Origin of the sequence: Pseudomonas hefeiensis, from assembly GCF_030687835.1 — a bacterium.
GTDB classification, from domain to species: Bacteria; Pseudomonadota; Gammaproteobacteria; order Pseudomonadales; family Pseudomonadaceae; genus Aquipseudomonas; species Aquipseudomonas hefeiensis.
In genome coordinates, this window is record NZ_CP117449.1 from 5,252,736 (window position 1) to 5,273,235 (window position 20,500).

At 54.3% G+C, this 20,500-nt stretch carries 17 protein-coding genes, 1 tRNA gene and 2 pseudogenes; 6 read left to right on the plus strand and 14 right to left on the minus strand.

The window, feature by feature from the left end:
• Positions 1 to 18: 18 nt before the first annotated feature.
• From PSH57_RS23645 to trmJ, 4 genes and pseudogenes are all read right to left on the minus strand, one after another.
• Positions 19 to 1,233 carry an IscS subfamily cysteine desulfurase gene (locus tag PSH57_RS23645; RefSeq protein WP_305385819.1) on the minus strand — a complete coding sequence of 405 codons (1,215 nt, stop codon included), beginning with the start codon at positions 1,231 to 1,233 and terminating at the stop codon, positions 19 to 21.
• A gap of 50 nt (positions 1,234 to 1,283) precedes the next feature.
• Positions 1,284 to 1,775: a Fe-S cluster assembly transcriptional regulator IscR gene (iscR, locus tag PSH57_RS23650; protein ID WP_024777044.1), complete on the minus strand. Its 492-nt coding sequence runs from the start codon at positions 1,773 to 1,775 to the stop codon at positions 1,284 to 1,286.
• Positions 1,776 to 2,042: 267 nt separating this feature from the next.
• A pseudogene (gene cysE / locus PSH57_RS23655) lies at positions 2,043 to 2,820 on the minus strand (serine O-acetyltransferase).
• 2 nt (positions 2,821 to 2,822) lie between these two features.
• A complete protein-coding gene (gene trmJ / locus PSH57_RS23660) occupies positions 2,823 to 3,593 on the minus strand; it encodes a tRNA (cytosine(32)/uridine(32)-2'-O)-methyltransferase TrmJ (protein ID WP_305385821.1) in 771 nt (256 codons plus the stop codon).
• A 144-nt stretch (positions 3,594 to 3,737) separates the two neighbouring features.
• On the opposite strand from trmJ, the gene suhB reads away from it, so the two are divergent.
• Positions 3,738 to 4,556, plus strand: a complete 819-nt coding sequence (gene suhB / locus PSH57_RS23665; RefSeq protein ID WP_003185165.1) for a type III secretion system regulator SuhB — start codon at positions 3,738 to 3,740, stop codon at positions 4,554 to 4,556.
• 711 nt (positions 4,557 to 5,267) lie between these two features.
• On the opposite strand, the gene PSH57_RS23670 is transcribed toward suhB, so the two are convergent.
• The 6 genes from PSH57_RS23670 to queA all read right to left on the minus strand — a co-directional run bounded on the left by PSH57_RS23670 (position 5,268) and on the right by queA (position 11,347).
• A complete protein-coding gene (locus PSH57_RS23670) occupies positions 5,268 to 5,816 on the minus strand; it encodes a glycine zipper 2TM domain-containing protein (RefSeq protein WP_305385822.1) in 549 nt (182 codons plus the stop codon).
• Positions 5,817 to 5,932: 116 nt separating this feature from the next.
• On the minus strand, positions 5,933 to 6,847 hold the full coding sequence (secF, locus tag PSH57_RS23675) for a protein translocase subunit SecF (protein WP_305444757.1): 915 nt from the start codon (positions 6,845 to 6,847) through the stop codon (positions 5,933 to 5,935).
• Positions 6,848 to 6,856: 9 nt separating this feature from the next.
• Positions 6,857 to 8,725: a protein translocase subunit SecD gene (gene secD, locus PSH57_RS23680; RefSeq protein WP_305385823.1), complete on the minus strand. Its 1,869-nt coding sequence runs from the start codon at positions 8,723 to 8,725 to the stop codon at positions 6,857 to 6,859.
• Positions 8,726 to 8,788: 63 nt separating this feature from the next.
• Positions 8,789 to 9,124 (minus strand): preprotein translocase subunit YajC, encoded by a 336-nt coding sequence (gene yajC, locus PSH57_RS23685; RefSeq protein ID WP_007982729.1) that lies wholly within the window; start codon positions 9,122 to 9,124, stop codon positions 8,789 to 8,791.
• Between the two features lie 43 nt (positions 9,125 to 9,167).
• Complete coding sequence (gene tgt / locus PSH57_RS23690; RefSeq protein WP_256230975.1) at positions 9,168 to 10,283, minus strand: tRNA guanosine(34) transglycosylase Tgt; 1,116 nt, start codon at positions 10,281 to 10,283, stop codon at positions 9,168 to 9,170.
• A 14-nt stretch (positions 10,284 to 10,297) separates the two neighbouring features.
• Positions 10,298 to 11,347: a tRNA preQ1(34) S-adenosylmethionine ribosyltransferase-isomerase QueA gene (gene queA, locus PSH57_RS23695; RefSeq protein WP_173407360.1), complete on the minus strand. Its 1,050-nt coding sequence runs from the start codon at positions 11,345 to 11,347 to the stop codon at positions 10,298 to 10,300.
• A 108-nt stretch (positions 11,348 to 11,455) separates the two neighbouring features.
• Here queA and PSH57_RS23700 point away from each other — a divergent pair.
• The 5 genes and pseudogenes from PSH57_RS23700 (at position 11,456) to PSH57_RS23720 (ending at position 16,562) form a co-directional block, all read left to right on the plus strand.
• A tRNA-Leu gene (locus tag PSH57_RS23700) sits at positions 11,456 to 11,540 on the plus strand.
• Between the two features lie 387 nt (positions 11,541 to 11,927).
• Complete coding sequence (istA, locus tag PSH57_RS23705) at positions 11,928 to 12,950, plus strand: IS21 family transposase (protein ID WP_305385343.1); 1,023 nt, start codon at positions 11,928 to 11,930, stop codon at positions 12,948 to 12,950.
• Positions 12,947 to 13,734 (plus strand): annotated as a pseudogene (istB, locus tag PSH57_RS23710) (IS21-like element helper ATPase IstB). Before istA ends, istB begins: the two are co-directional and overlap by 4 nt.
• Positions 13,735 to 13,925: 191 nt before the next feature.
• On the plus strand, positions 13,926 to 14,255 hold the full coding sequence (locus PSH57_RS23715) for a hypothetical protein (RefSeq protein WP_305385824.1): 330 nt from the start codon (positions 13,926 to 13,928) through the stop codon (positions 14,253 to 14,255).
• A 192-nt stretch (positions 14,256 to 14,447) separates the two neighbouring features.
• Positions 14,448 to 16,562, plus strand: a complete 2,115-nt coding sequence (locus PSH57_RS23720) for a hypothetical protein (protein WP_305416138.1) — start codon at positions 14,448 to 14,450, stop codon at positions 16,560 to 16,562.
• A 232-nt stretch (positions 16,563 to 16,794) separates the two neighbouring features.
• On the opposite strand, the gene PSH57_RS23725 is transcribed toward PSH57_RS23720, so the two are convergent.
• The 4 genes from PSH57_RS23725 to PSH57_RS23740 all read right to left on the minus strand — a co-directional run bounded on the left by PSH57_RS23725 (position 16,795) and on the right by PSH57_RS23740 (position 20,364).
• Entirely contained in the window at positions 16,795 to 18,138 is a 1,344-nt protein-coding gene (locus PSH57_RS23725) for an RNA-directed DNA polymerase (RefSeq protein WP_305444759.1), read from the minus strand.
• 325 nt (positions 18,139 to 18,463) lie between these two features.
• Entirely contained in the window at positions 18,464 to 19,054 is a 591-nt protein-coding gene (locus PSH57_RS23730; protein WP_305385827.1) for a hypothetical protein, read from the minus strand.
• A 267-nt stretch (positions 19,055 to 19,321) separates the two neighbouring features.
• Positions 19,322 to 19,765 carry a hypothetical protein gene (locus tag PSH57_RS23735; protein ID WP_305385828.1) on the minus strand — a complete coding sequence of 148 codons (444 nt, stop codon included), beginning with the start codon at positions 19,763 to 19,765 and terminating at the stop codon, positions 19,322 to 19,324.
• Positions 19,766 to 20,004: 239 nt separating this feature from the next.
• The gene (locus tag PSH57_RS23740; protein WP_305385829.1) at positions 20,005 to 20,364 is read right to left on the minus strand and encodes a DUF6124 family protein; all 360 of its coding nucleotides are present in this window, start codon (positions 20,362 to 20,364) and stop codon (positions 20,005 to 20,007) included.
• Positions 20,365 to 20,500 lie beyond the last annotated feature (136 nt).

Here is a 20,500-nt window from a genome sequence, read left to right on the forward strand (position 1 = left end):
CGCTCTGGTGGCGACTTCTCAGTGCGCCGCCCACTCGATTTTCGAGATGTCGACGCCGTCTTTGTACATGTCCCACAGCGGCGAAAGAGCACGCAGCTTGGTAACGGCCTCGCAGACTTTCTGCGCGGCGTAATCGATTTCTTCTTCGGTGGTGAAGCGGCCGAAGGTGAAGCGGATCGAGCTGTGGGCCAGTTCGTCGTTGCGGCCCAGGGCGCGCAGTACGTACGAAGGCTCAAGCGAAGCCGAGGTGCACGCCGAACCGGACGACACGGCCAGATCCTTGAGTGCCATGATCAGCGACTCGCCTTCAACGTAGTTGAAGCTCAGGTTCAGGTTGTGCGGTACGCGGGCGGTCATGCTGCCGTTGACGTAAAGCTCTTCGAGGTGCTCGACCTGCTTGAAGAAGCGGTCGCTCAGGGCCTTGATACGCACGTTCTCGGCGGCCATGTCTTGCTTGGCGACACGGAAGGCTTCGCCCATGCCGACAATCTGGTGGGTCGCCAGGGTGCCGGAGCGCATGCCACGCTCGTGACCGCCGCCGTGCATGGTCGCCTCGATGCGAACACGCGGCTTGCGGCTCACGTACAGCGCGCCGATGCCTTTAGGGCCGTAAGTCTTGTGGGCAGAGAACGACATCAGGTCCACTTTGAGCTTCGACAGGTCGATGTCGACCTTGCCGGTGGACTGGGCCGCGTCGACGTGGAACAGGACGCCCTTGGAGCGGGTCAGCTCGCCGATGGCTTCGATGTCGTTAACGGTGCCGATTTCGTTGTTCACATGCATGATCGAAACCAGGATGGTGTCGTCGCGCAGTGCAGCTTCCACCATGGCCGGGGTGATGATGCCGTCTTCACCGGGCTCGATGTAGGTGACTTCGAAGCCTTCACGCTCCAGCTGGCGCATGGTGTCCAGGACAGCCTTGTGCTCGATCTTGGAGGTGATCAGGTGCTTGCCCTTGGTGTGATAGAAGTGCGCGACACCCTTGATTGCCAGGTTGTCGGACTCAGTAGCACCCGAGGTCCAGACGATTTCACGCGGGTCGGCGTTGACCAGATCAGCGACCTGGCGGCGGGCGTTTTCGACCGACTCTTCAGCTTTCCAGCCAAACACGTGGGAGCGGGACGCCGGGTTACCGAAGTTTCCGTCGACCAGCAGGCATTCACTCATCTTTTGCGCGACACGCGGATCAACCGGGGTGGTCGCAGAGTAATCAAGGTAAATCGGCAATTTCATGGACTATCTCCTAAATCAGGCTGGCTGGCGTTCCGCTTGCTCTGCGGCGGTCATTCGACGGCGGACGCTTCAATCTTGTCCAGGTGCGGCGCCTTGCCATTGCAACGGCGCTGGTCCTGACGCTGGGCTACTTCCTGCACCTCACGGCGAGTTACAAGGTCAGCCAAGCTAATACCGCTGAGAAATTCGTGGATCTGCAGGCTCAGGTCGCACCACAAATGGTGGGTCAGGCAAGTATCGCCGCCATGGCAGTCGCCAAGGCCCTGGCATTTGGTCGCATCGACCGATTCGTTCACTGCATCGATCACCTGGGCGACCTGGATGCCCTGCATGTCGCGTGACAGCTGATAACCGCCGCCGGGGCCGCGCACACTGGAAACCAGGTTACTGCGGCGCAGCTTGGCGAACAGCTGTTCAAGGTAGGACAGGGAAATGCCCTGGCGCTCGGAGATATCGGCCAGGGACACCGGCCCGTGCTGCGCATGCAATGCCAGATCCAGCATCGCGGTCACGGCGTATCGGCCTTTTGTAGTCAGTCGCATGGACAATTACCACGGAGTTCAGAATGGGGCGAGTATGCAATTCCCGAGTATTTAAGTCAAGTATAAGACCTAGTGCTTTACTCGGGTTTACCCGCAAAAGAGCGCGCGCATCATAACAAAGGCTGGCCAGTGGCGACCAGCGATACCGCGTTATCGTTCATCGCGAGCAGGCTCGCTCCCACAGGGGGTCTTGGGTGGCCGCACGATTTGCGTACACCACAGATCCAATGTGGGAGCGAGCCTGCTCGCGATGGGGCCAGCCAGACATCAACCGGCCTGGCTTTCATCCTTATCCTTCACACAGGCAAAATCTTCCTCGCGCAGCTCAGGCAGCTCCTTGGCGCAGTAATTACTGCCCAGGTCCTTCAGGGCGCCGCACATACCCTCCAGGCGCCCATCGACTGCCTGCAGGTGATCGAGCAACTGGTTGATGGCTCGGGCGACCGGATCAGGCATGTCTTCACCGACGCCGTAGGCATCGAAGCCGATCTTCTCGGCCATGGCTTTGCGCCGGGCATCCTGCTCGTCATCGGACTTGATGATGATCCGCCCTGGAATGCCCACCACAGTGGCACCGGCCGGCACTGCCTTGGTCACCACCGCATTGGAGCCGACTTTCGCCCCCGCCCCCACGGTGAACGGCCCGAGCACCTTTGGCGCCGGCACCGACCACTACGCCGTCCTCCAGGGTCGGGTGGCGCTTGCCTTTGTTCCAACTGGTGCCGCCGAGGGTCACGCCCTGGTACAGCGTCACGTCATCGCCAATCTCGGCGGTTTCACCGATGACAATGCCCATGCCGTGGTCGATGAAGAACCGGCGACCGACCTTGGCGCCCGGATGGATCTCGATCCCGGTCAACCAGCGTCCGAAGTTGGAGACAACCCGTGCCAGCCACTTCCAGCCCATACCCCACAAGGCACCCGACAGGCGATGGATCCAGATGGCGTGCATGCCCGGGTAGCAGGTCAGCACTTCAAAGGCATTGCGCGCCGCCGGGTCACGATGGAAAACGCTTTGGATATCTTCACGCAAACGATCGAACATCTTTATTCCTTCCGCTTAATCAGCTCGCCACGGGCCGCTTTCTGGGTTTCCGTGAGGATGCCGCGCAATATATTCATCTCCGCCCGGCTGACCGAGCTTCGTCCGTACAACCGACGCAGGCGCGCCATCAAGTGCCGGGGCTTGTCCGGGTCAAGAAACTCGATGTCCACCAGGGTCTGCTCCAGGTGCTCATAGAGCCGCTCCAGCTCGTCCATGGTCGCCAGTGTCTCACTGCGCGGCGACGTGGCCTCGAATTTTTCGACCTTGCTGGGTTTGCCTTCGGCCGCCAGCCAGGCCATGCGCACTTCATAACTCAACACCTGCACCGCCGCCCCGAGGTTCAGGGAACTGAACTGCGGGTCGGAAGGGATATGCACGTGAAAGTGACATCGCTGCAGCTCTTCGTTGGTCAGGCCGGAATCTTCACGGCCAAACACGAGGGCGATCTCAGCGCCCTGCCCGGCTTCCTCGATCACTTTCGTTCCGCATTCGCGGGGGTCGAGCAACGGCCAGGGGATACGGCGGTCGCGGGCGCTGGTGCCAAGCACCAGATTGCAGCCCACCAGGGCGTCTTCCAGGGTGGCGACCACTTGGGCGGCTGCCAGGATGTCACCGGCACCGGAAGCCCGGGCGTCGGCTTCGTGATGGGGAAACGAGCGTGGCTCGACCAGCACCAGCCGCGACAGGCCCATGTTCTTCATGGCCCGCGCAGCCCCGCCGATATTTCCCGGATGGCTGGTATTGACCAGGACGACACGAATGTTCTGCAACAAGGGAGGCGCTCTCGAACACGATAAAGGGAGCAAATCTTACCTAAGCACCTACCGTTAAGCTATGAAAGCGAACACCAACCTTCTCCTGGGAAAACTTTCTGATAGAATGCGCGGCTTTCTTTAACAACCTTAGGTGACACATCCATGCAGCCCATGCTGAATATCGCGCTGCGCGCCGCCCGCAGCGCCAGTGAACTGATCTTCCGCTCCATCGAGCGCCTGGATACCATCAAGGTCGATGAAAAAGACGCCAAGGACTACGTGTCCGAGGTTGATCGCGCCGCCGAACAGAAAATCGTCGACGCACTGCGCAAGGCTTACCCGAACCACTCGATCCTGGGTGAAGAGACCGGCATGCACGCCGGCACCGGCATCGAAGGCGAAGAGTACCTGTGGATCATCGATCCACTGGACGGTACCACCAACTTCCTGCGCGGCATCCCTCATTTCGCTGTCAGCATCGCCTGCAAATACCGTGGTCGCCTGGAACACGCCGTCGTGCTGGACCCGGTTCGCCAGGAAGAATTCACCGCCAGCCGCGGCCGTGGCGCCCAACTGAACGGTCGTCGCCTGCGCGTCAGCGGCCGCACCAGCCTGGACGGCGCCCTGCTGGGTACCGGCTTCCCGTTCCGCGATGACCAGATGGACAACCTGGACAACTACCTGGGCATGTTCCGCGCCCTGGTCGGCCAGACCGCCGGCATCCGCCGCGCCGGTGCCGCGAGCCTGGACCTGGCGTATGTCGCCGCCGGCCGTTTCGATGCATTCTGGGAGTCGGGCCTGTCCGAATGGGACATGGCAGCAGGCGCCCTGTTGATCCAGGAAGCTGGCGGCTTGGTAAGTGACTTCACTGGCGGTCACGACTTCCTTGAAAAAGGCCACATCGTTGCCGGCAACACCAAATGCTTCAAGGCCGTACTCACCGCCATCCAGCCACACCTGCCGGCGTCGCTGAAACGCTAAGCTTCCCGGTTAGAAGAAAAGCACCTTTCGGGGTGCTTTTTTTATGCCTGGATTTCCGACATACCCCCATTACCAGCAAGAGCAAAGCCTATGAGAGCCAAGCCTGTGGGAGCAAAGCTTATGAGAACTAAGCCTGTGGGAGCAAAACCTGTGGGAGCAAAGCTTGCTCGCGATGACTGAAGCACATCCAACATGGATGCAAGTTGACCCACTGCTATCGCGAGCAAGCTTTGCTCCCACAGAGGGCTTTGCTCCCATAGAAGTGGCTTGGGTGGCAGGGAAATTGAAGGCTGCCGCAGGGCGCTTGGCTGAGCACAGGATTGGGCCCCAACGAAGATTAAGTGTGGGAGCAAAGCTTGCTCGCGATGACTGGGGCACATCCAACATAGATACAAGCTGCCCCACCGCTGTCGCGAGCAAGCTTTGCTCCCACAGAGGGCTTTGCTCCCACAGCTGGGGCACATCCAACATAGATACAAGCTGGCCCACCGCCATCGCGAGCAAGCTTTGCTCCCACAGGTTTGGCTCCCACAGGCTTTGCTCCCACAGAGGGCTTTGCTCCCACAGAGGGCTTTGCTCCCGCAGAGGGCTTTGCTCCCGCAGAGGGCTTTGCTCCCGCAGAGGGCTTTGCTCCCACAGGGGATTGGGGTGGGTCATAGAATGCGGGCGTAAAAAAAGCACCCCGAAGGGTGCTTCTTCATTACAACTGGATCACTGAGCCGGTTCGTTCTGCCCCAGGATCAGTTGGCCTTCCTTGTTCACCGGGATCTGGTTGCCTGGGTCGCGGTCCATGCGGACCTTGCCTTCCTTGCCATCAAGCATGTAGCGAACGTCGTAACCTACAACCTTGTCGCTGATGTCATTGACCGTGTTGCAGCGAGTTTGGGTGGTGGTGTAGGTGTCGCGCTCCTGCATGCCTTCCTGAATCTTGTTACCGGCATAACCGCCGCCGGCCGCACCCGCCACGGTGGCGATTTTCTTACCAGTGCCGCCGCCGATCTGGTTACCCAACAGGCCACCGGCCACGGCGCCCAATACGGTACCGGCGATCTGGTGTTGATCCTGGACCGGCTTCTGCCGAGTCACGGTAACGTCCTTGCACACTTCACGCGGGGTCTTGATTTGTGTTTTAACCGGGTCCACGGCCACTACTTGCGCATACTCCGGGCCGCTTTTGACCAAGCTGTAGGTGGCTACCGCACCACCGGCAGTCACACCGACAGCACCCAATACCGCACCAACCAGCATCGATTTGTTCACTTGAACCTCCTGACCATCACATGCGGATTCATCCGCGCTTCTCCCAGCCTTGGAGCACAAAAAAAGGCGCGAGTTCAACTCGCGCCTTTCGGGCCATGACGGGCGGGGACCAAACCTTACGGGCGGTCGTCCACTTCCGTGTCGCTGACCACCGGAGGAATCAGGTCTTCGGTACTCAGGTTCAGCCAGATCAGCACCACGTTGGCGATGTAGATCGACGAATAAGTACCCGCCAATACGCCGATGAACAGCGCAATGGAGAAACCGAACAGGTTGTCACCGCCAAACACCAGCAGCGCACCGATCGCCAGCAACGTGGAGATCGACGTCGCCATGGTCCGCAGCAGGGTCTGGGTGGTCGAGATGTTGATGTTCTCGATCAGCGTCGCCTTGCGCAGCACACGGAAGTTTTCACGTACCCGGTCAAACACCACGATGGTGTCGTTGAGCGAGTAACCGATGATCGCCAGCACCGCCGCCAGCACCGTCAAATCGAAGGTGACCTGGAAGAACGACAGGATGCCCACAGTCACGATCACGTCGTGGATCAGCGAGACAATCGCGCCCACCGCGAACTTCCACTGAAAGCGGAAAGCCAGGTACAGCAGGATGCCGCCCAGCGCCATCAGCATACCGAGGCCGCCCTGGTCGCGCAGCTCTTCACCCACTTGCGGGCCGACATACTCGACACGCTTGACCTGTGCCGGGTTGTCGCCGCCGGCCTTCTGCAAGGCCTCAGCCACTTGCTGACCCAGTTGCGGGTCTTCACCCGGCATACGCACCAGCAGATCGGTGGTCGCGCCAAAGCTCTGCACCACGGCGTCGGTGTAACCCGAAGTCATCAGTTGCTCGCGCACCTGGCCAACATCGGCCGGACGCTCGTAGGTCAGCTCGATCAGCGTACCGCCGGTGAAGTCCAGGCCGTAGTTCAGGCCCTTGCTGAACCAGCTGAACAACGCCAGCAAGGTCAGCAATACAGTGACGCCGAACGCAACGTTGCGAACGCCCATGAAGTTGATTGTACGTAACATGGCAGCCCCTTAAATCCACAACTTCTTGAAGTCACGGCCACCATAAATCAGGTTGACCATTGCACGGGTCACCAGAATGGCTGTGAACATCGAGGTAAAGATCCCGAGGGACATGGTCACTGCGAAGCCCTTCACCGGGCCGGTGCCCATGGCGAAGAGAATCCCGCCCACCAGCAAGGTGGTCAGGTTGGCATCGATAATCGCAGTAAATGCCCGGCCGAAGCCTTCGTTGATTGCCCGCTGGACCGACATGCCCGCGGCGATCTCTTCACGAATCCGCGAGAAGATCAGCACGTTGGCGTCCACCGCCATACCCATGGTCAACACGATACCGGCAATACCCGGCAGGGTCAGCGTAGCCCCCAGCAGCGACATCAGCGCCAGCAGCAGCACCATGTTCACCGCCAGTGCCACCGTGGCGATCACACCGAAGAAGCGGTAGATGGCGATGATGAACAGCGAGACAAACAGCATGCCCCACAGCGATGCATCGACACCCTTGGCAATGTTGTCGGCACCCAGGCTCGGGCCAATGGTGCGCTCTTCAGCGAAGTACATCGGCGCGGCCAGACCACCGGCACGCAGCAGCAGGGCCAGTTCCGAGGATTCACCCTGGCCATTGAGACCGGTGATGCGGAACTGACTGCCCAGCGGCGACTGGATGGTCGCCAGGCTGATGATCTTTTTCTCTTCCTTGAACGTCTGGACCGGTACGTCTTTCTCGACGCCGTTGACCACTTGCTTGGTGTAAGTGGTGGTCGGCTTCTGCTCGATGAAAATCACCGCCATGCTGCGACCGACGTTGCTGCGCGTGGCGCGGCTCATCAGTTCGCCGCCGTGGCCGTCGAGGCGAATGTTCACCTGTGGGCGACCCTGCTCGTCGAAGCCCGCCTGGGCGTCGGTCACCTGGTCACCGGTGATGATCAGGCCACGCTCGATCTGCGCCGCCGGACGACCGCCTTCACGGAACTCGAAGCTCTCGGTGGTGGCCCGGGAAGCGCCCGGTTCAGCAGCGAGGCGGAATTCCAGGTTGGCCGTCTTGCCGAGGATACGTTTGGCTTCGGCAGTGTCCTGCACGCCCGGCAGCTCAACCACGATGCGGTTGGCGCCCTGGCGCTGCACGATCGGCTCGGCCACACCCAGCTCGTTGACCCGGTTACGCACCGTGGTCAAGTTCTGCTTGATGGAGTATTCGCGGATTTCCGCCAGCTTGGCCGGGGTCATCGCCAGACGCAGCACCGGCTGACCATTGAGGTCGGCCGGTACAATGTCGAAATCGTTGAAGCTCTTGCGGATCAGCGCACGGGCCTTCTCGCGTACATCTTCGTCAGCAAAGCCCAACTGAACGGCACCGTCGAGCTGCGGCAGGCTGCGATAGCGCAGGCGCTCTTTACGCAACAGGCTCTTGACGTCGCCTTCGTAGACTTTCAAGCGTGCATCCAGCGCTTTGTCCATGTCCACTTCCAGCAGGAAGTGCACACCACCGGACAAGTCCAGACCCAGCTTCATCGGATGCGCGCCGAGGTTGCGCAGCCATTGCGGGGTAGTCTGGGCCAGGTTCAGGGCCACGACATAGTCGTCACCGAGGGCCTTGCGCACCACGTCCTTGGCCGGCAGTTGATCTTCATCCTTGACCAGACGCAACAAACCGCCCTTGCCGCCTTCGGCAACGGTCGCGGCCTTCACGTCGATGCCGGACGCCTTGAGCGCTGTGCTCGCACGGTCCAGATCGGCCTGAGTGACCTGCAAGGCAGTGCTTGCGCCACTGACCTGAATGGCCGGGTCATCAGGATAAAGATTGGGAGCGGAATAAATCAGACCGACCGCCAGCACCGCCAGGATCAGTAAATATTTCCACAGAGGGTATTTGTTCAGCATCACGCCGCCCGCTTATGACGCGGGGCGCCTTGCGCGCCCCGTCGATTGAATAGAAGTTGTTACTTAGATCGCTTTCAGCGTGCCTTTTGGCAGCGTGGCCGCGATGGCGCCCTTCTGGAACTTCATTTCAACGGTGTCGGACACTTCCAGTACCACGAAGTCATCGGCCACTTTGGTGATCTTGCCAGCGATACCGCCGGTGGTGACCACTTCATCGCCCTTTTGCAGGCTGCTGAGCAGATTCTTCTGCTCTTTGGCGCGCTTGGCCTGTGGACGCCAGATCATCAGGTAGAAGATGACCAGGAAGCCAACCAGGAAAATCCACTCAAAACCGCCACCCATAGGGCCGGCAGCAGGTGCAGCGGCGTCAGCCATGGCATTAGAGATAAAAAAGCTCATTTAGCACTCCAGTTGCAAGTATTGAATCTTAGGATCGGAAAACTCAGTCCAAGGGCGGAACAGGCAACCCACGCTTGGCATAGAAGGCATCGACAAAGGCGGCCAATGTACCTTGTTGAATAGCCTCGCGCAAACCAGCCATAAGCACCTGGTAATGGCGCAAATTGTGGATGGTATTCAACATGCTACCCAGCATTTCGCCGCACTTGTCCAAATGGTGCAGATAAGCACGGGAGAAGTTCTGGCAGGTGTAGCAATCGCAGGTCGGATCCAGCGGCGATTCATCATGGCGATGGAACGCGTTACGGATCTTCAGCACGCCTGTATCAATGAACAGATGCCCATTGCGGGCATTACGGGTTGGCATCACGCAATCGAACATGTCCACACCGCGGCGCACACCCTCAACCAGATCTTCCGGTTTGCCAACGCCCATAAGGTAACGAGGTTTGTCAGCCGGCATCTGGCCCGGCAGGTAATCGAGCACCTTGATCATTTCATGCTTGGGTTCGCCCACCGACAGACCGCCGATGGCCAGGCCGTCGAAGCCGATCTTGTCGAGGCCTTCGAGCGAACGCATGCGCAAGTTCTGGTGCATGCCGCCCTGAACGATGCCGAACAGCGCCGCCGTGTTCTCGCCATGGGCGTTCTTGGAGCGCTGGGCCCAGCGCAACGACAGCTCCATGGACACCCGCGCCACGTCTTCATCGGCCGGGTACGGCGTGCATTCGTCGAAGATCATCACAATGTCCGAGCCCAGGTCGCGCTGGACCTGCATCGACTCTTCCGGCCCCATGAACACCTTGGCGCCATCCACCGGAGACGCGAAGGTCACGCCCTCCTCCTTGATCTTGCGCATCGCGCCCAGGCTGAACACCTGGAAACCGCCGGAGTCGGTCAGAATCGGGCCTTTCCACTGCATGAAATCGTGCAAGTCACCGTGGGCCTTGATCACTTCCATGCCCGGACGCAGCCACAGGTGGAAAGTGTTGCCGAGGATGATCTCCGCGCCCGTGGCCACAATATCCCGTGGCAGCATGCCCTTGACCGTACCGTAAGTGCCCACCGGCATGAACGCGGGGGTTTCCACCGTACCGCGGGGGAAGGTCAGACGACCGCGACGAGCCTTGCCATCGGTAGCAAGCAACTCGAAGGACATGCGACAGGTGCGACTCATACTGTTTCCTCGGGTCCGCGTGGCGCGGGGTTACGGGTGATGAACATCGCATCACCGTAGCTGAAAAAGCGGTATCCATGCTCGACTGCGGCCTTGTAGGCGGCCATGGCTTCGGGATAACCGGCGAACGCCGAAACCAGCATCAACAGCGTGGATTCAGGCAAATGAAAATTGGTCACCAGGGCATCGACCACATGAAACGGCCGGCCCGGGTAGATAAAGATGTCGGTGTCGCCACTGAACGGCTTGAGCACGCCATCACGCGCCGCGCTTTCCAGGGAGCGCACGCTGGTGGTCCCCACCGCCACCACCCGCCCACCGCGCGCGCGACAGGCCGCCACGGCATCGACGACTTCCTGGCTCACTTCCAGCCATTCGTTGTGCATGTGATGGTCTTCGATACGCTCGACCCGCACCGGCTGGAACGTGCCGGCGCCGACGTGCAGCGTCACAAACGCCGTCTCCACGCCCTTGGCAGCAATCGCCTCCAGCAACGGCTGATCAAAATGCAGCCCCGCCGTCGGCGCCGCCACCGCCCCCAAGCGCTCGGCGTACACAGTCTGATAACGCTCGCGGTCCGAACCTTCGTCCGGGCGGTCTATATAAGGAGGCAACGGCATGTGCCCGACACGGTCGAGCAGCGGCAACACCTCTTCGGCAAACGCCAGCTCGAACAACGCCTCATGCCGCGCCACCATCACCGCCTCACCGCCGCCGTCGATCAAAATCGACGAACCCGGCTTGGGCGACTTGCTCGACCGCACATGGGCCAGCACACGGTGACTGTCCAGCACCCGCTCCACCAGAATCTCCAGCTTGCCGCCGGAGGCTTTCTGGCCAAACAAACGCGCCGGAATCACCCGGGTATTGTTGAACACCATCAAATCGCCCGGGCGCAAATGCTCAAGCAAATCAGTGAATTGACGGTGAGCCATGGCACCGCTGACCCCGTCCAGGGTCAACAGTCGACTGGCGCGACGCTCGGCCAGAGGATGGCGAGCGATCAGCGAATCAGGGAGTTCGAAGGTAAAGTCAGCAACACGCATGATGGGGTTCGTCTAGCAGGGCCGGAAAGTCTAGCGGAATTATCAAAAATTCACCATGAAACGTGATTGACCAACGGTAGGCACCTCTCTATACTTCGCCGCCATTGAGCCCTGATGGCGGAATTGGTAGACGCGGCGGATTCAAAATCCGTTTTCGAAAGGAGTGGGAGTTCGAGTCTCCCTCGGGGCACCATCTTAAAAAAAGACCTTGAAATTCAAGGTCTTTTTTTTCGCCTGCAGGAAAGTGGTTTGCCATAACCAACGCAAATCTCAGCCAATCCCCCGCTCACTTTTGTGGTGGGGGGATAAACCACCGCTCCCCTTTGTGGCGAGGGGATTTATCCCCGCTGGGCCGCAAAGCGGCCCCAGAATACCCAACCTCATAGTGAGGAAGATCCAGTGGTAAGGAAGAACCTGGGAGCAAGGAAGAACCAGTGGTAGAGAAGAACCGGTGGTGGGGGGAAAACCTGTGGCGAGGGAGCTTGCTCCCGCTTGAGTGTCAGTACCGATGCAAAACTGACCCACCCTACCGGTTGAAAACTGACCCACTTGGGCAAAATGCAGCTTTTGCGAGCTGCCCATGCTGTCCAAGGAGCAACACGTGGAAATCAGTGTTCTTGTTCGTCAGGGTTTGTCTATTCGAGCTATCGCTCGGCAGATGGGCTGCTCACGCAATACCATTCGACGCCACCTCAAATTACAAGCCCAGCGCCAACCCGTCGTCTACGGCCCGCGCGCGGAGCGCGTGGGCAAGCTTGCGCCTTTCGAGGCCTTCCTGCGTCAGCGCGTAGATACCGCTCGGCCACACTGGATCCCTGCGATTGTTCTGCTCAGAGAGATCCGAGAACAGGGCTATACGGGCGGTTACTCCATCCTCACCAGCTTTCTGCTGACCTTGAAATCCAAGGCCAACGAGCCCGTTGTGCGCTTTGAAACAGAGCCTGGCGAACAGATGCAGGCGGATTTCACGATCATTCGACGTGGCCGCGATCCGCTGTTGGCATTTGTCGCAACGCTGGGTTGGAGTCGCGCCACTTACGTTGTTTTCTCGCGACGGGAAGACTCCGCAGCCTGGTGCGCTGGCATTGAAAAAGCCCTGCATTTCTTCGGCGGCACGCCACGCAAAGTGTTGTTCGACAACGCCAAGACCATCATCCAAGAGCGCGATGTCTATGGCCCCGGCGAGCACCGTTGGAACCCGGCTCTGTTGAGCTTGGCAGAACGCTATGGCTTTACGCCAAAGGTCTGCCGGCCCTATCGAGCGCAAACCAAGGGCAAGGTTGAGCGCTTCAACCACTACCTGAAAAACAGTTTCGTCGTGCCGCTGGCAGCGACACTTAATCAGGTCGGTTTGGTGCTGGATGTCGAAGTCGCGAACAGCAAAATCGGCCCTTGGCTGATCGATATCGCCAATGCCCGAACTCACGCTACGACCGGTGAAATCCCTCAGTATCGCCTGGATAAAGAGGTGCACTATTTGCTGCCGCTGCCAGCGCTTCAAGACGTTCCGAGCGCTCTGATACAAGCCATTCAGCCCATACCGGTGGAGAGCCTGCAACATCCACTGTCGGTCTACCAAGCCCTGCTTGAGGTGCGAGCATGAGTCTTCAACACCTGCGCATTGAAGCGCTCTGCCAACAGTTCAAACTCGATACCTTCGCCACGGACTGGCCCGCTCTGGCGCAGCGAGCAGCCGAAAAAAAACGAGTTACGCCGACTTCCTGGAACAACTTCTGTTGGGTGAAGATCGCGCCAGAAACGAACGGCGACGACAGACACTGCTGCACTTGTCCGGGCTGCCGGCTGTAAAAACCGTTGAGCAATACGACTTCAAATTCGCCAGCGGAGCGCCGCAAAGTCAGATCCTTGAACTGGCCGGACTGGCCTTTATCGAGCGTAAGGAAAACGTGGTGCTGCTGGGGCCGTCCGGCGTTGGCAAAACGCACTTGGCCAGCGCGCTAGCTCACCGGGCGATCATGGCGGGCATCTCGACAAAGTTCATCACCGCCGCCGATCTGACATTGCAACTGGTCGCCGCACATCACCAGGGGCGCTTGGCTCAGTATTTCAGTCGAGTGGTGCAGCGCTCGAAATTGCTGGTGATCGATGAAATAGGCTACCTGCCTTTTGGCCGTGACGAAGCAAATCTGTTCTTCAACGTCATCGCCAAACGCTACGAACATGGCAGCATCGTGCTGACCAGCAATTTGCCGTTTAGCCAGTGGGCAACGACCTTTGCGGATGACTCGACACTGACCGCCGCGCTATTGGATCGGCTTCTGCATCATGCGCATATCGTTCAGGTCAGCGGGCAAAGTTACCGGTTGAAGGACAAGTTGAAATCTGGCCAGGTGGTACCGCGAGAGACGGCTTCGCCGAAGCTATAAACAGACTTTAAATACCGCCGGGGTGGGTCAGTTTTACTTCGGTAGGGTGGGTCAGTTTTCAACCGGTGTTGACACTTGAGCGCAAAGCGCTCACAAAAAAGTCACCACCCCCACCGATACTCCGATCTGCCAAATCCAAGACATACACCATCACCCCACCCTCCCCACCCAGTCACAAAGGATTTCACCCCATGGAATTGCTGCTGGAAACGGTCGCGCTTTACTCGCTCAAGCTGGCTTATGAAACGGAAGGCCACAGCCCGATTCTGCGGGATGATCCATTGATGGGCAGTTGCGACCGTGAGGTTTTTGAGTTGTTGATACGGCGGGCCGATGTGGCTGGGATTCAGGGCGAAATCGGTCGATGCCTGGATTTAGCGATGGGGGGGATTGGTGGGGTGGATACGGTGTTGGGGCGGGAGCTGGGGCGGTTGTCTGCGGATTTTGGTGCTGCGCAGACGATGGAGGAGCTTGATGTTCCAGCCATCAGACTTAGAGATTATTTGCGCGATGCTCAGTGAGCAGGACTCTCCTAAAATAACTCTGCTCCCTTCTCCCTTAGCTGAATTTTTGTCGGGTGTCCGTCTTTTTTCAAATCGCCCCCCTCCCCTCTCTCCACTGGAATGGATATCTAGCTGCCTCTCGGTACATAACTTTGATACATTGCTCCGACACCGCTAGCCTGTTCTGCAAGCAACGAAAGGGAGGGATCTATGACTCTAGATGTCAAGGGTGGTTTAAAAAATACAGATATCAGCTCAAATCAATACGTGGTTATCGAGGAATTGATATCCAATGCCATAGACTCTTATCTCATCCGAAAAAATCTCGAAGAAAACATTCCAAAGCTGAACATTGAACTTACTGTTGACTTCTTCCACTCCACGCTACTTGAAGATTCAAATTATGATATTTCAATATCTTGCAAGGACAACGGAGCAGGTTTTGGAGAGGCACAAGTAAAAGCCTTCGTCACAAAAGACTCAACTTATAAGGACTATCTAAAAATACAAGGCATCGGAAAATGCAAGGGCGCGGGCCGAATACAATATTTTCACTACTTTAAAAATCTAAAAATAGACAGCTATTTTTTTGAAGAGCAGACATATAAACGCAAAACGCTGAACGTAAACTCGGATACGCGAGAGATTTCAGAAGCACATTTCAACACATTGAAAAATATAGAAAAAAAGAGCGAGACCATTGTTAGCCTACAAGGTTTTTATGATAGTTTAATAAGCAACCAATTGAACAACATAAACTTAAGAGCTGAATTTTCAGCCCTTGCCGTACACAACTACCTATACACAACTTTTCTCCAACGCTTTATCATTCTTAGAAACATAGTTGGAAGCTTCTCAATCGCGATCATAGAGCAGGAAGGAAGCAATATAGACAGCCTCACTATCAACTCGGAAGACTTACCCAGCCCCACCAGTGTTGAAGAAATACCGCTTATCTGCACTCATGGCAAAAGCGACCAAGTACTCCACTCATTAAAAACAACACGCTACTCCCTTCCCCGAGGACAATTCAAAGATTCACAACACGAGGTAGCGCTCTGCGCTAACTCTGCAATCGTACAATCCTTAACGAAGCACTATCTAAGAAAGTTCCAAGATAGAAAAACACCAATTGATGATCGCTTCGAACTATTGCTTATCGAAAGCGAACTTCTTGAGGAAAAGGTCAACATTCAACGAGATGGCTTTAACATACCCAAAGAGTGCAGCCCTAACAACGAGCTTATCGAAAGCCACTCCTTACAAGATATAATTGATTCGCTAGAAGACTATGTTTACAGCATCCTCACACCGAAAGACTTCGATAGAGATGCACTGCTTAATTCCACGCAAGCGAAATTCGGTATATCGAAGTCGATGCTCGAAGCTGTAAACATTAAAATACATTACAGCGACACAGAGGCAAACATTGCCAAGCGAGTGCTAAAAAAATATCAAGAGGAAATAGTTAACGAAACCTCGGACATTTTTGACATCAAACAAAAGCTACTGGACCTTGACCCCAGAACGCAAGATTTCAGAGACAAGGTTAATGAACTATCTTGGAAATATACCAGCACTATAAAAAAAATGGATATGGCCAACCTTTCCCAGCTGGTCGTGCGACGTTCATCAATGATCGAAGTACTTAAAAAAGCAGTAAGCCTCCTTTTGAACTGTCAAGATGAGGCTGGAGTTAGGCGGGACGACGAAAAAATAATTCACAATATATTTTTCCCGACAGGAAAGGACAGCAGAGACCTCACCGACCATGATATTTGGATTCTCAATGAAGAGTATCATTACTTCGACCATATAGCTTCAGACAAACCTCTTTCGTCTTATCCATGGGGAAATAGTGAAAAACTATTCGAATCAGATATAGACTCTAGCTTAGAGCAACTATTCCGACGAAACAACACAGATCACAAATTAAAACGACCTGACATTGCAATATTTAACGAAGAGGGAGCGGCAATAATAATTGAATTCAAAGCTCCAACTGTAGAGCTTCAAGAACACATACCAGATTTAGTCCAGTACGCAAGACTCTTGGCAGCAAAATCTAACGGCAAGATCAATAAATTCTACGGTTACTTAATAGGTGACTGTATGGATGAAAGCCGAATGCCTCCTGCCTTCACACGCTTTCCTAGCGGCTTGGGATACTTCAATACAGATAGAATTCACGATCCTGTTACCGGCAAACAATATGGAGAATTATATTCTGAAATCCTCTATTATCAACAATTCATCAAAAGAGCCGAAAGTCGCCTTGATATTTACAAGAAAAGACTGAACATAACCAAGAGTTTTTCAGACTAATATTAGATTAGACAACATGCCGAACCGCAATTAATAAGAAACCAAATTTGTGCTTCCCAGCGACTTCAAGAATATTAACGGAGAAATGAAAAGGATACGGATTCATTTTCAGAAGTCCGTACCCGTTTTGGTATCGTTTGCAAACCACGTATCCTGCGCTTGAAACCTTTTCCATCACTCGCAACAAAGGGCACAAATTAACTTAATGCCAAGTAAGTAAATCCTTCTCTTTTTAAGCTGTTTTTTGGACCCATTGCGCCACCAGCCGATCTAACAAAACAGGAGAATTGCTGATAAATAACTTAAGCCAATGTGTGCGCTCATCGCTTGGCAATACTCTTGACGAATTCAGAACGGCTCTGCGAGCTTTTCCTCCTAGATTATAAACAGTCGCCTTGTGATTTCGCACCCACGCCACATTTTTGTTAGTGATCGCAGCCTGAGCTTGGTTTTCAATGTTGGGACCGTTAAAAACAAACGCATATAGCTTCGCCGATTTCAATAGATTAGCGTTTTGGGCGATGTACCATTCCAACCAGAAACGGCATATTTGACTGTCGACAGCTGAATTATCAATTATCGCTTCAATGACGGGAAGATTTTTTTTTGCAAAATCATCATCTGTAACTTCATGAAGATACAATACAACATCATTTATGACGGGGGAAAAAAAGTCGAAATTTGAGAAAATTACAGAGGCAATATTTGATTGCTTGTTACGGCGAGCAGATCTGATAATACTCCTTGCAAGACCTAGATCCAGATATTCGTAGGTGATAATTTTTTCTATTGCCGCCAACAATTTAAACTCCAAAATTAATTCCTCATCGTCAATTTCAACCTCTACCTGCTCCATTTCATTAGTATATGCGTTAAAAATCTCCAAGGTTTCAAGGAGCTGAACCTTCTCTTCGGCATAATGATTGTGAAGATGTTTCTCAACAAACTCTTTTGAATCCATTAAGAAGGTTTTTTCAGAGGAAACGGTTAGGCGATGATTTTCATATAGATACATGGTAAGGCTTTCAAGTACACCGGATAGTTCTCTAGTTGAGTTTGAGAAAATTCGAATATCATCAACATACCGAGTGTGATGCACTCCTTGGTCTTTCAAGAAACGATCAATATCTATGAATACCGCCTCGGCCATAATGATACTGGCGGCAGGCCCAACCGGAATTCCTTGGGAAGATTTGCTATTTTGGGTTGAAAGGAAGGTCTCTATATCATCCCCAAGAGGCTTGAGCATCGAGTCAGCGATTTCGATGGCATTGTTTAGACGGTGAAGGTAAATCTGATTATAGAAGTCAGTGATATCGGTAATTAACACCGTACTATACTGATTGGCTAGCTCTTCCGTCTTTTTGGTAAAATCGGCCCATCCAGATCCTGCACCAAAAAAATTTCCGTCTGAAATTTGTAGACGATACGAACAGGCAATGTGCTCTTCGCTGGGTATGCGTGCTTTTTCGACCGCCTCAGTGACTTCGCAAGCCAAGGCGGTATAAATGACTGAGTCGATAGGTTCAAGTTGATGGACAATTCGAAAACCACCTTTGGGTTTTGCGATGGTCATGGCCCGCGGTTGTGTTACCCACAACTTAGCAATATTTTTTTGACATCAACTCTTTTTTTACATCGTCCCATTGATACCATAGAGCCTCATACTCGATTGGTTTAGGAAAAAAATCCGAGTCATAGTACTTGCTTATATGTTCGCGCGCGAAGTCAAGCGATTTTTCGCTAAGTATGGCCATCGTGTGTATTCTCCATTAACGTTTTAACGTTGTTGTTAATACCTAAATCATCCCTCGGTTCGTTGGCTACTATAACTCCTCTTTCCGACTACACTTTTATCTGATCAGTTGTTTCAGTCAGATCACATCCATTTGAAATCTGCCTCATTGGAAATTTGAAACAATAAACTCAGCTTCATCCACACTTATGAATTCAGCCGCGTGTGTAAGAATCGTTTTGGAGTCTGAAGCAAATGGAAATCCACCAGCATCAACCCTGATAGCTCTTAGGACTTGGTCTGGTATTTTGGCTGCAACTTTGTATGCTGACCAATATTTAGTATTCATACCTATCGGGCTGTCCCCGAACGGTAGTTCTTTGTATTCAGCGATATACTTAGAGTACATTTCCTCCGCAAACTTCACGGCCACCCCTTCATCAAGAGAACTCGCAGATATGATTCCACCTGTCGGAGCCAGTACAGGGTTCAAGAGATGAATCACCTCGTGAGCAATCTGATAAAATACTCGCTCCCAAGTATTAAATTCAGGGCCTATTTTTATACCTACATCCAACTCCCCATGGAAAGCAATTATCCGAGAATTAGAGCAAGGGTCTTCAGAACAATATATCGGACGCTTAAAAATTTTCTTTCCGTCGAACTCCCCATATCTAAATCGAGCGATAGACTTCAAAGCGTCCTGCACGAGGTACATGATGTCAATACTTGGTGAGCTTTCTTGCGTCGGTTGCAAATCACCAACCAGGTTCAAGGCATTAAGATAACTGACTCTCTTGACTTTCTCGGCGGGAGAATAGTCAGTGTCTTGGATTACTTTTATAAGCGCCGAAATAAATTTCTTAATAAGACACACCCCATATTAAATCTACACGTTATTACTTAAAAAAATCAACCAGAAAAAAGTAATTGATCCGTTTACAATGGCAAACCCATTGCAAATAAATACCCAATGTTTCTAATCAGTTTCTACGCAGCACTCATTTCAACCAACTTTTTCACTTTAGGAGTTTGGTGGGGCCTGAATATAAATTACTTGTTTATCTCGGCCGACCAACAAACCGACGATAAGAAAGATCACACCCAAGAAGAAACCAACGAATCCCAAAAAGCCACTCACCAAAGTGCCACCAATCGCGGCACCTGCGGTTTCCGCCCCTGAATGAGCACCACTAATATTTGTGGCGATATGGCTCCCGGTAAAAACAATACCAGCCAAGGGGAGCATGAATGCAGCGATGCCCGAGGTAACCAAAAGCCGACGCCATGCTTTGCCGGCAGTGGGGGCAAAAACCGCTATTGCTAGCGCAATAATCCATATTACGAAGAAAACAATCGCGCCAGTCCCTCCAGCAGCTCTCGGAGATGCCGCACCGGCGATGGCTAAAACCGTCGAAACAAGAATGGCTAATATCAATCCCGCGACCAACCCTGCAAGAATCTTCATCCTGAACTCCTGTTTGCACCGCGACGTATATGCTCGTCTCAGGTATAGCAGCAAAACGCCACTGCTGTCCTGCGAAAATTTCACCACACCTCAGCAGACAAAAGAAAAGTTCGCATTAATTAAGAATGCGACCTTTGGGTTCTCAGGCTTGCTGGAGCGCTCAGCCTCCCTCGGGCACAAAAAAAGGTCTTGCTGGGCAAGACCCTTTTCCAATCCAGACGGCACGTAGCACTGCCGCCCTACCTCACCTCAACAATATCCAACGCCCGATTAGCCAACAATTCACTCACCTCAATCACCTGCAAAATCCCCAGCGCAACATGCCGCCGCGACCCATCCAGATCAAACGCCAAATCACTGATCATGGCATTCGCCGAAGCCAAATTCTCACTCAGATTCGCCAGCAAACACTCAGAATCCACACTCGGATCAATGCGAAGAATGGAGTCGGTCTTGTCAGACGTTTCGCTCTTGGGCTTGGGTTTCAGGTAATAATCCAACGCTCGCGTGGCAGCGTCATCGATTTTTTTGTTGCGGGCAGACTGAGCACGGGATACGTGCTCGCTCGTATCAGGGGGATTCGGAGTATCTTTTGCCATTATCTTGTTTCCTGTAGTTGGAGCCATCACCCGCTCGCGACTAAACGATGGGAGGCAGCTGTACGCAGGTTAGTCGACCGGGGAAACAAGAAACCGGCGCGTCCGAGAACGCCCTGCGCACAGCCACCATCGAGTG

Coding starts and splice junctions, on each gene's coding strand:
- PSH57_RS23645 (WP_305385819.1), bottom strand. CDS start 1,233: ATGAAATTGCCGATTTACCTTGATTACTCTGCGACCACCCCGGTTGAT.
- iscR (WP_024777044.1), bottom strand. CDS start 1,775: ATGCGACTGACTACAAAAGGCCGATACGCCGTGACCGCGATGCTGGAT.
- suhB (WP_003185165.1), top strand. CDS start 3,738: ATGCAGCCCATGCTGAATATCGCGCTGCGCGCCGCCCGCAGCGCCAGT.
- secF (WP_305444757.1), bottom strand. CDS start 6,847: ATGTTACGTACAATCAACTTCATGGGCGTTCGCAACGTTGCGTTCGGC.
- secD (WP_305385823.1), bottom strand. CDS start 8,725: ATGCTGAACAAATACCCTCTGTGGAAATATTTACTGATCCTGGCGGTG.
- yajC (WP_007982729.1), bottom strand. CDS start 9,124: ATGAGCTTTTTTATCTCTAATGCCATGGCTGACGCCGCTGCACCTGCT.
- tgt (WP_256230975.1), bottom strand. CDS start 10,283: ATGTCCTTCGAGTTGCTTGCTACCGATGGCAAGGCTCGTCGCGGTCGT.
- queA (WP_173407360.1), bottom strand. CDS start 11,347: ATGCGTGTTGCTGACTTTACCTTCGAACTCCCTGATTCGCTGATCGCT.
- istA (WP_305385343.1), top strand. CDS start 11,928: ATGCTGTCCAAGGAGCAACACGTGGAAATCAGTGTTCTTGTTCGTCAG.
- PSH57_RS23715 (WP_305385824.1), top strand. CDS start 13,926: ATGGAATTGCTGCTGGAAACGGTCGCGCTTTACTCGCTCAAGCTGGCT.
- PSH57_RS23720 (WP_305416138.1), top strand. CDS start 14,448: ATGACTCTAGATGTCAAGGGTGGTTTAAAAAATACAGATATCAGCTCA.
- PSH57_RS23725 (WP_305444759.1), bottom strand. CDS start 18,138: ATGACCATCGCAAAACCCAAAGGTGGTTTTCGAATTGTCCATCAACTT.
- PSH57_RS23735 (WP_305385828.1), bottom strand. CDS start 19,765: ATGAAGATTCTTGCAGGGTTGGTCGCGGGATTGATATTAGCCATTCTT.
- PSH57_RS23740 (WP_305385829.1), bottom strand. CDS start 20,364: ATGGCAAAAGATACTCCGAATCCCCCTGATACGAGCGAGCACGTATCC.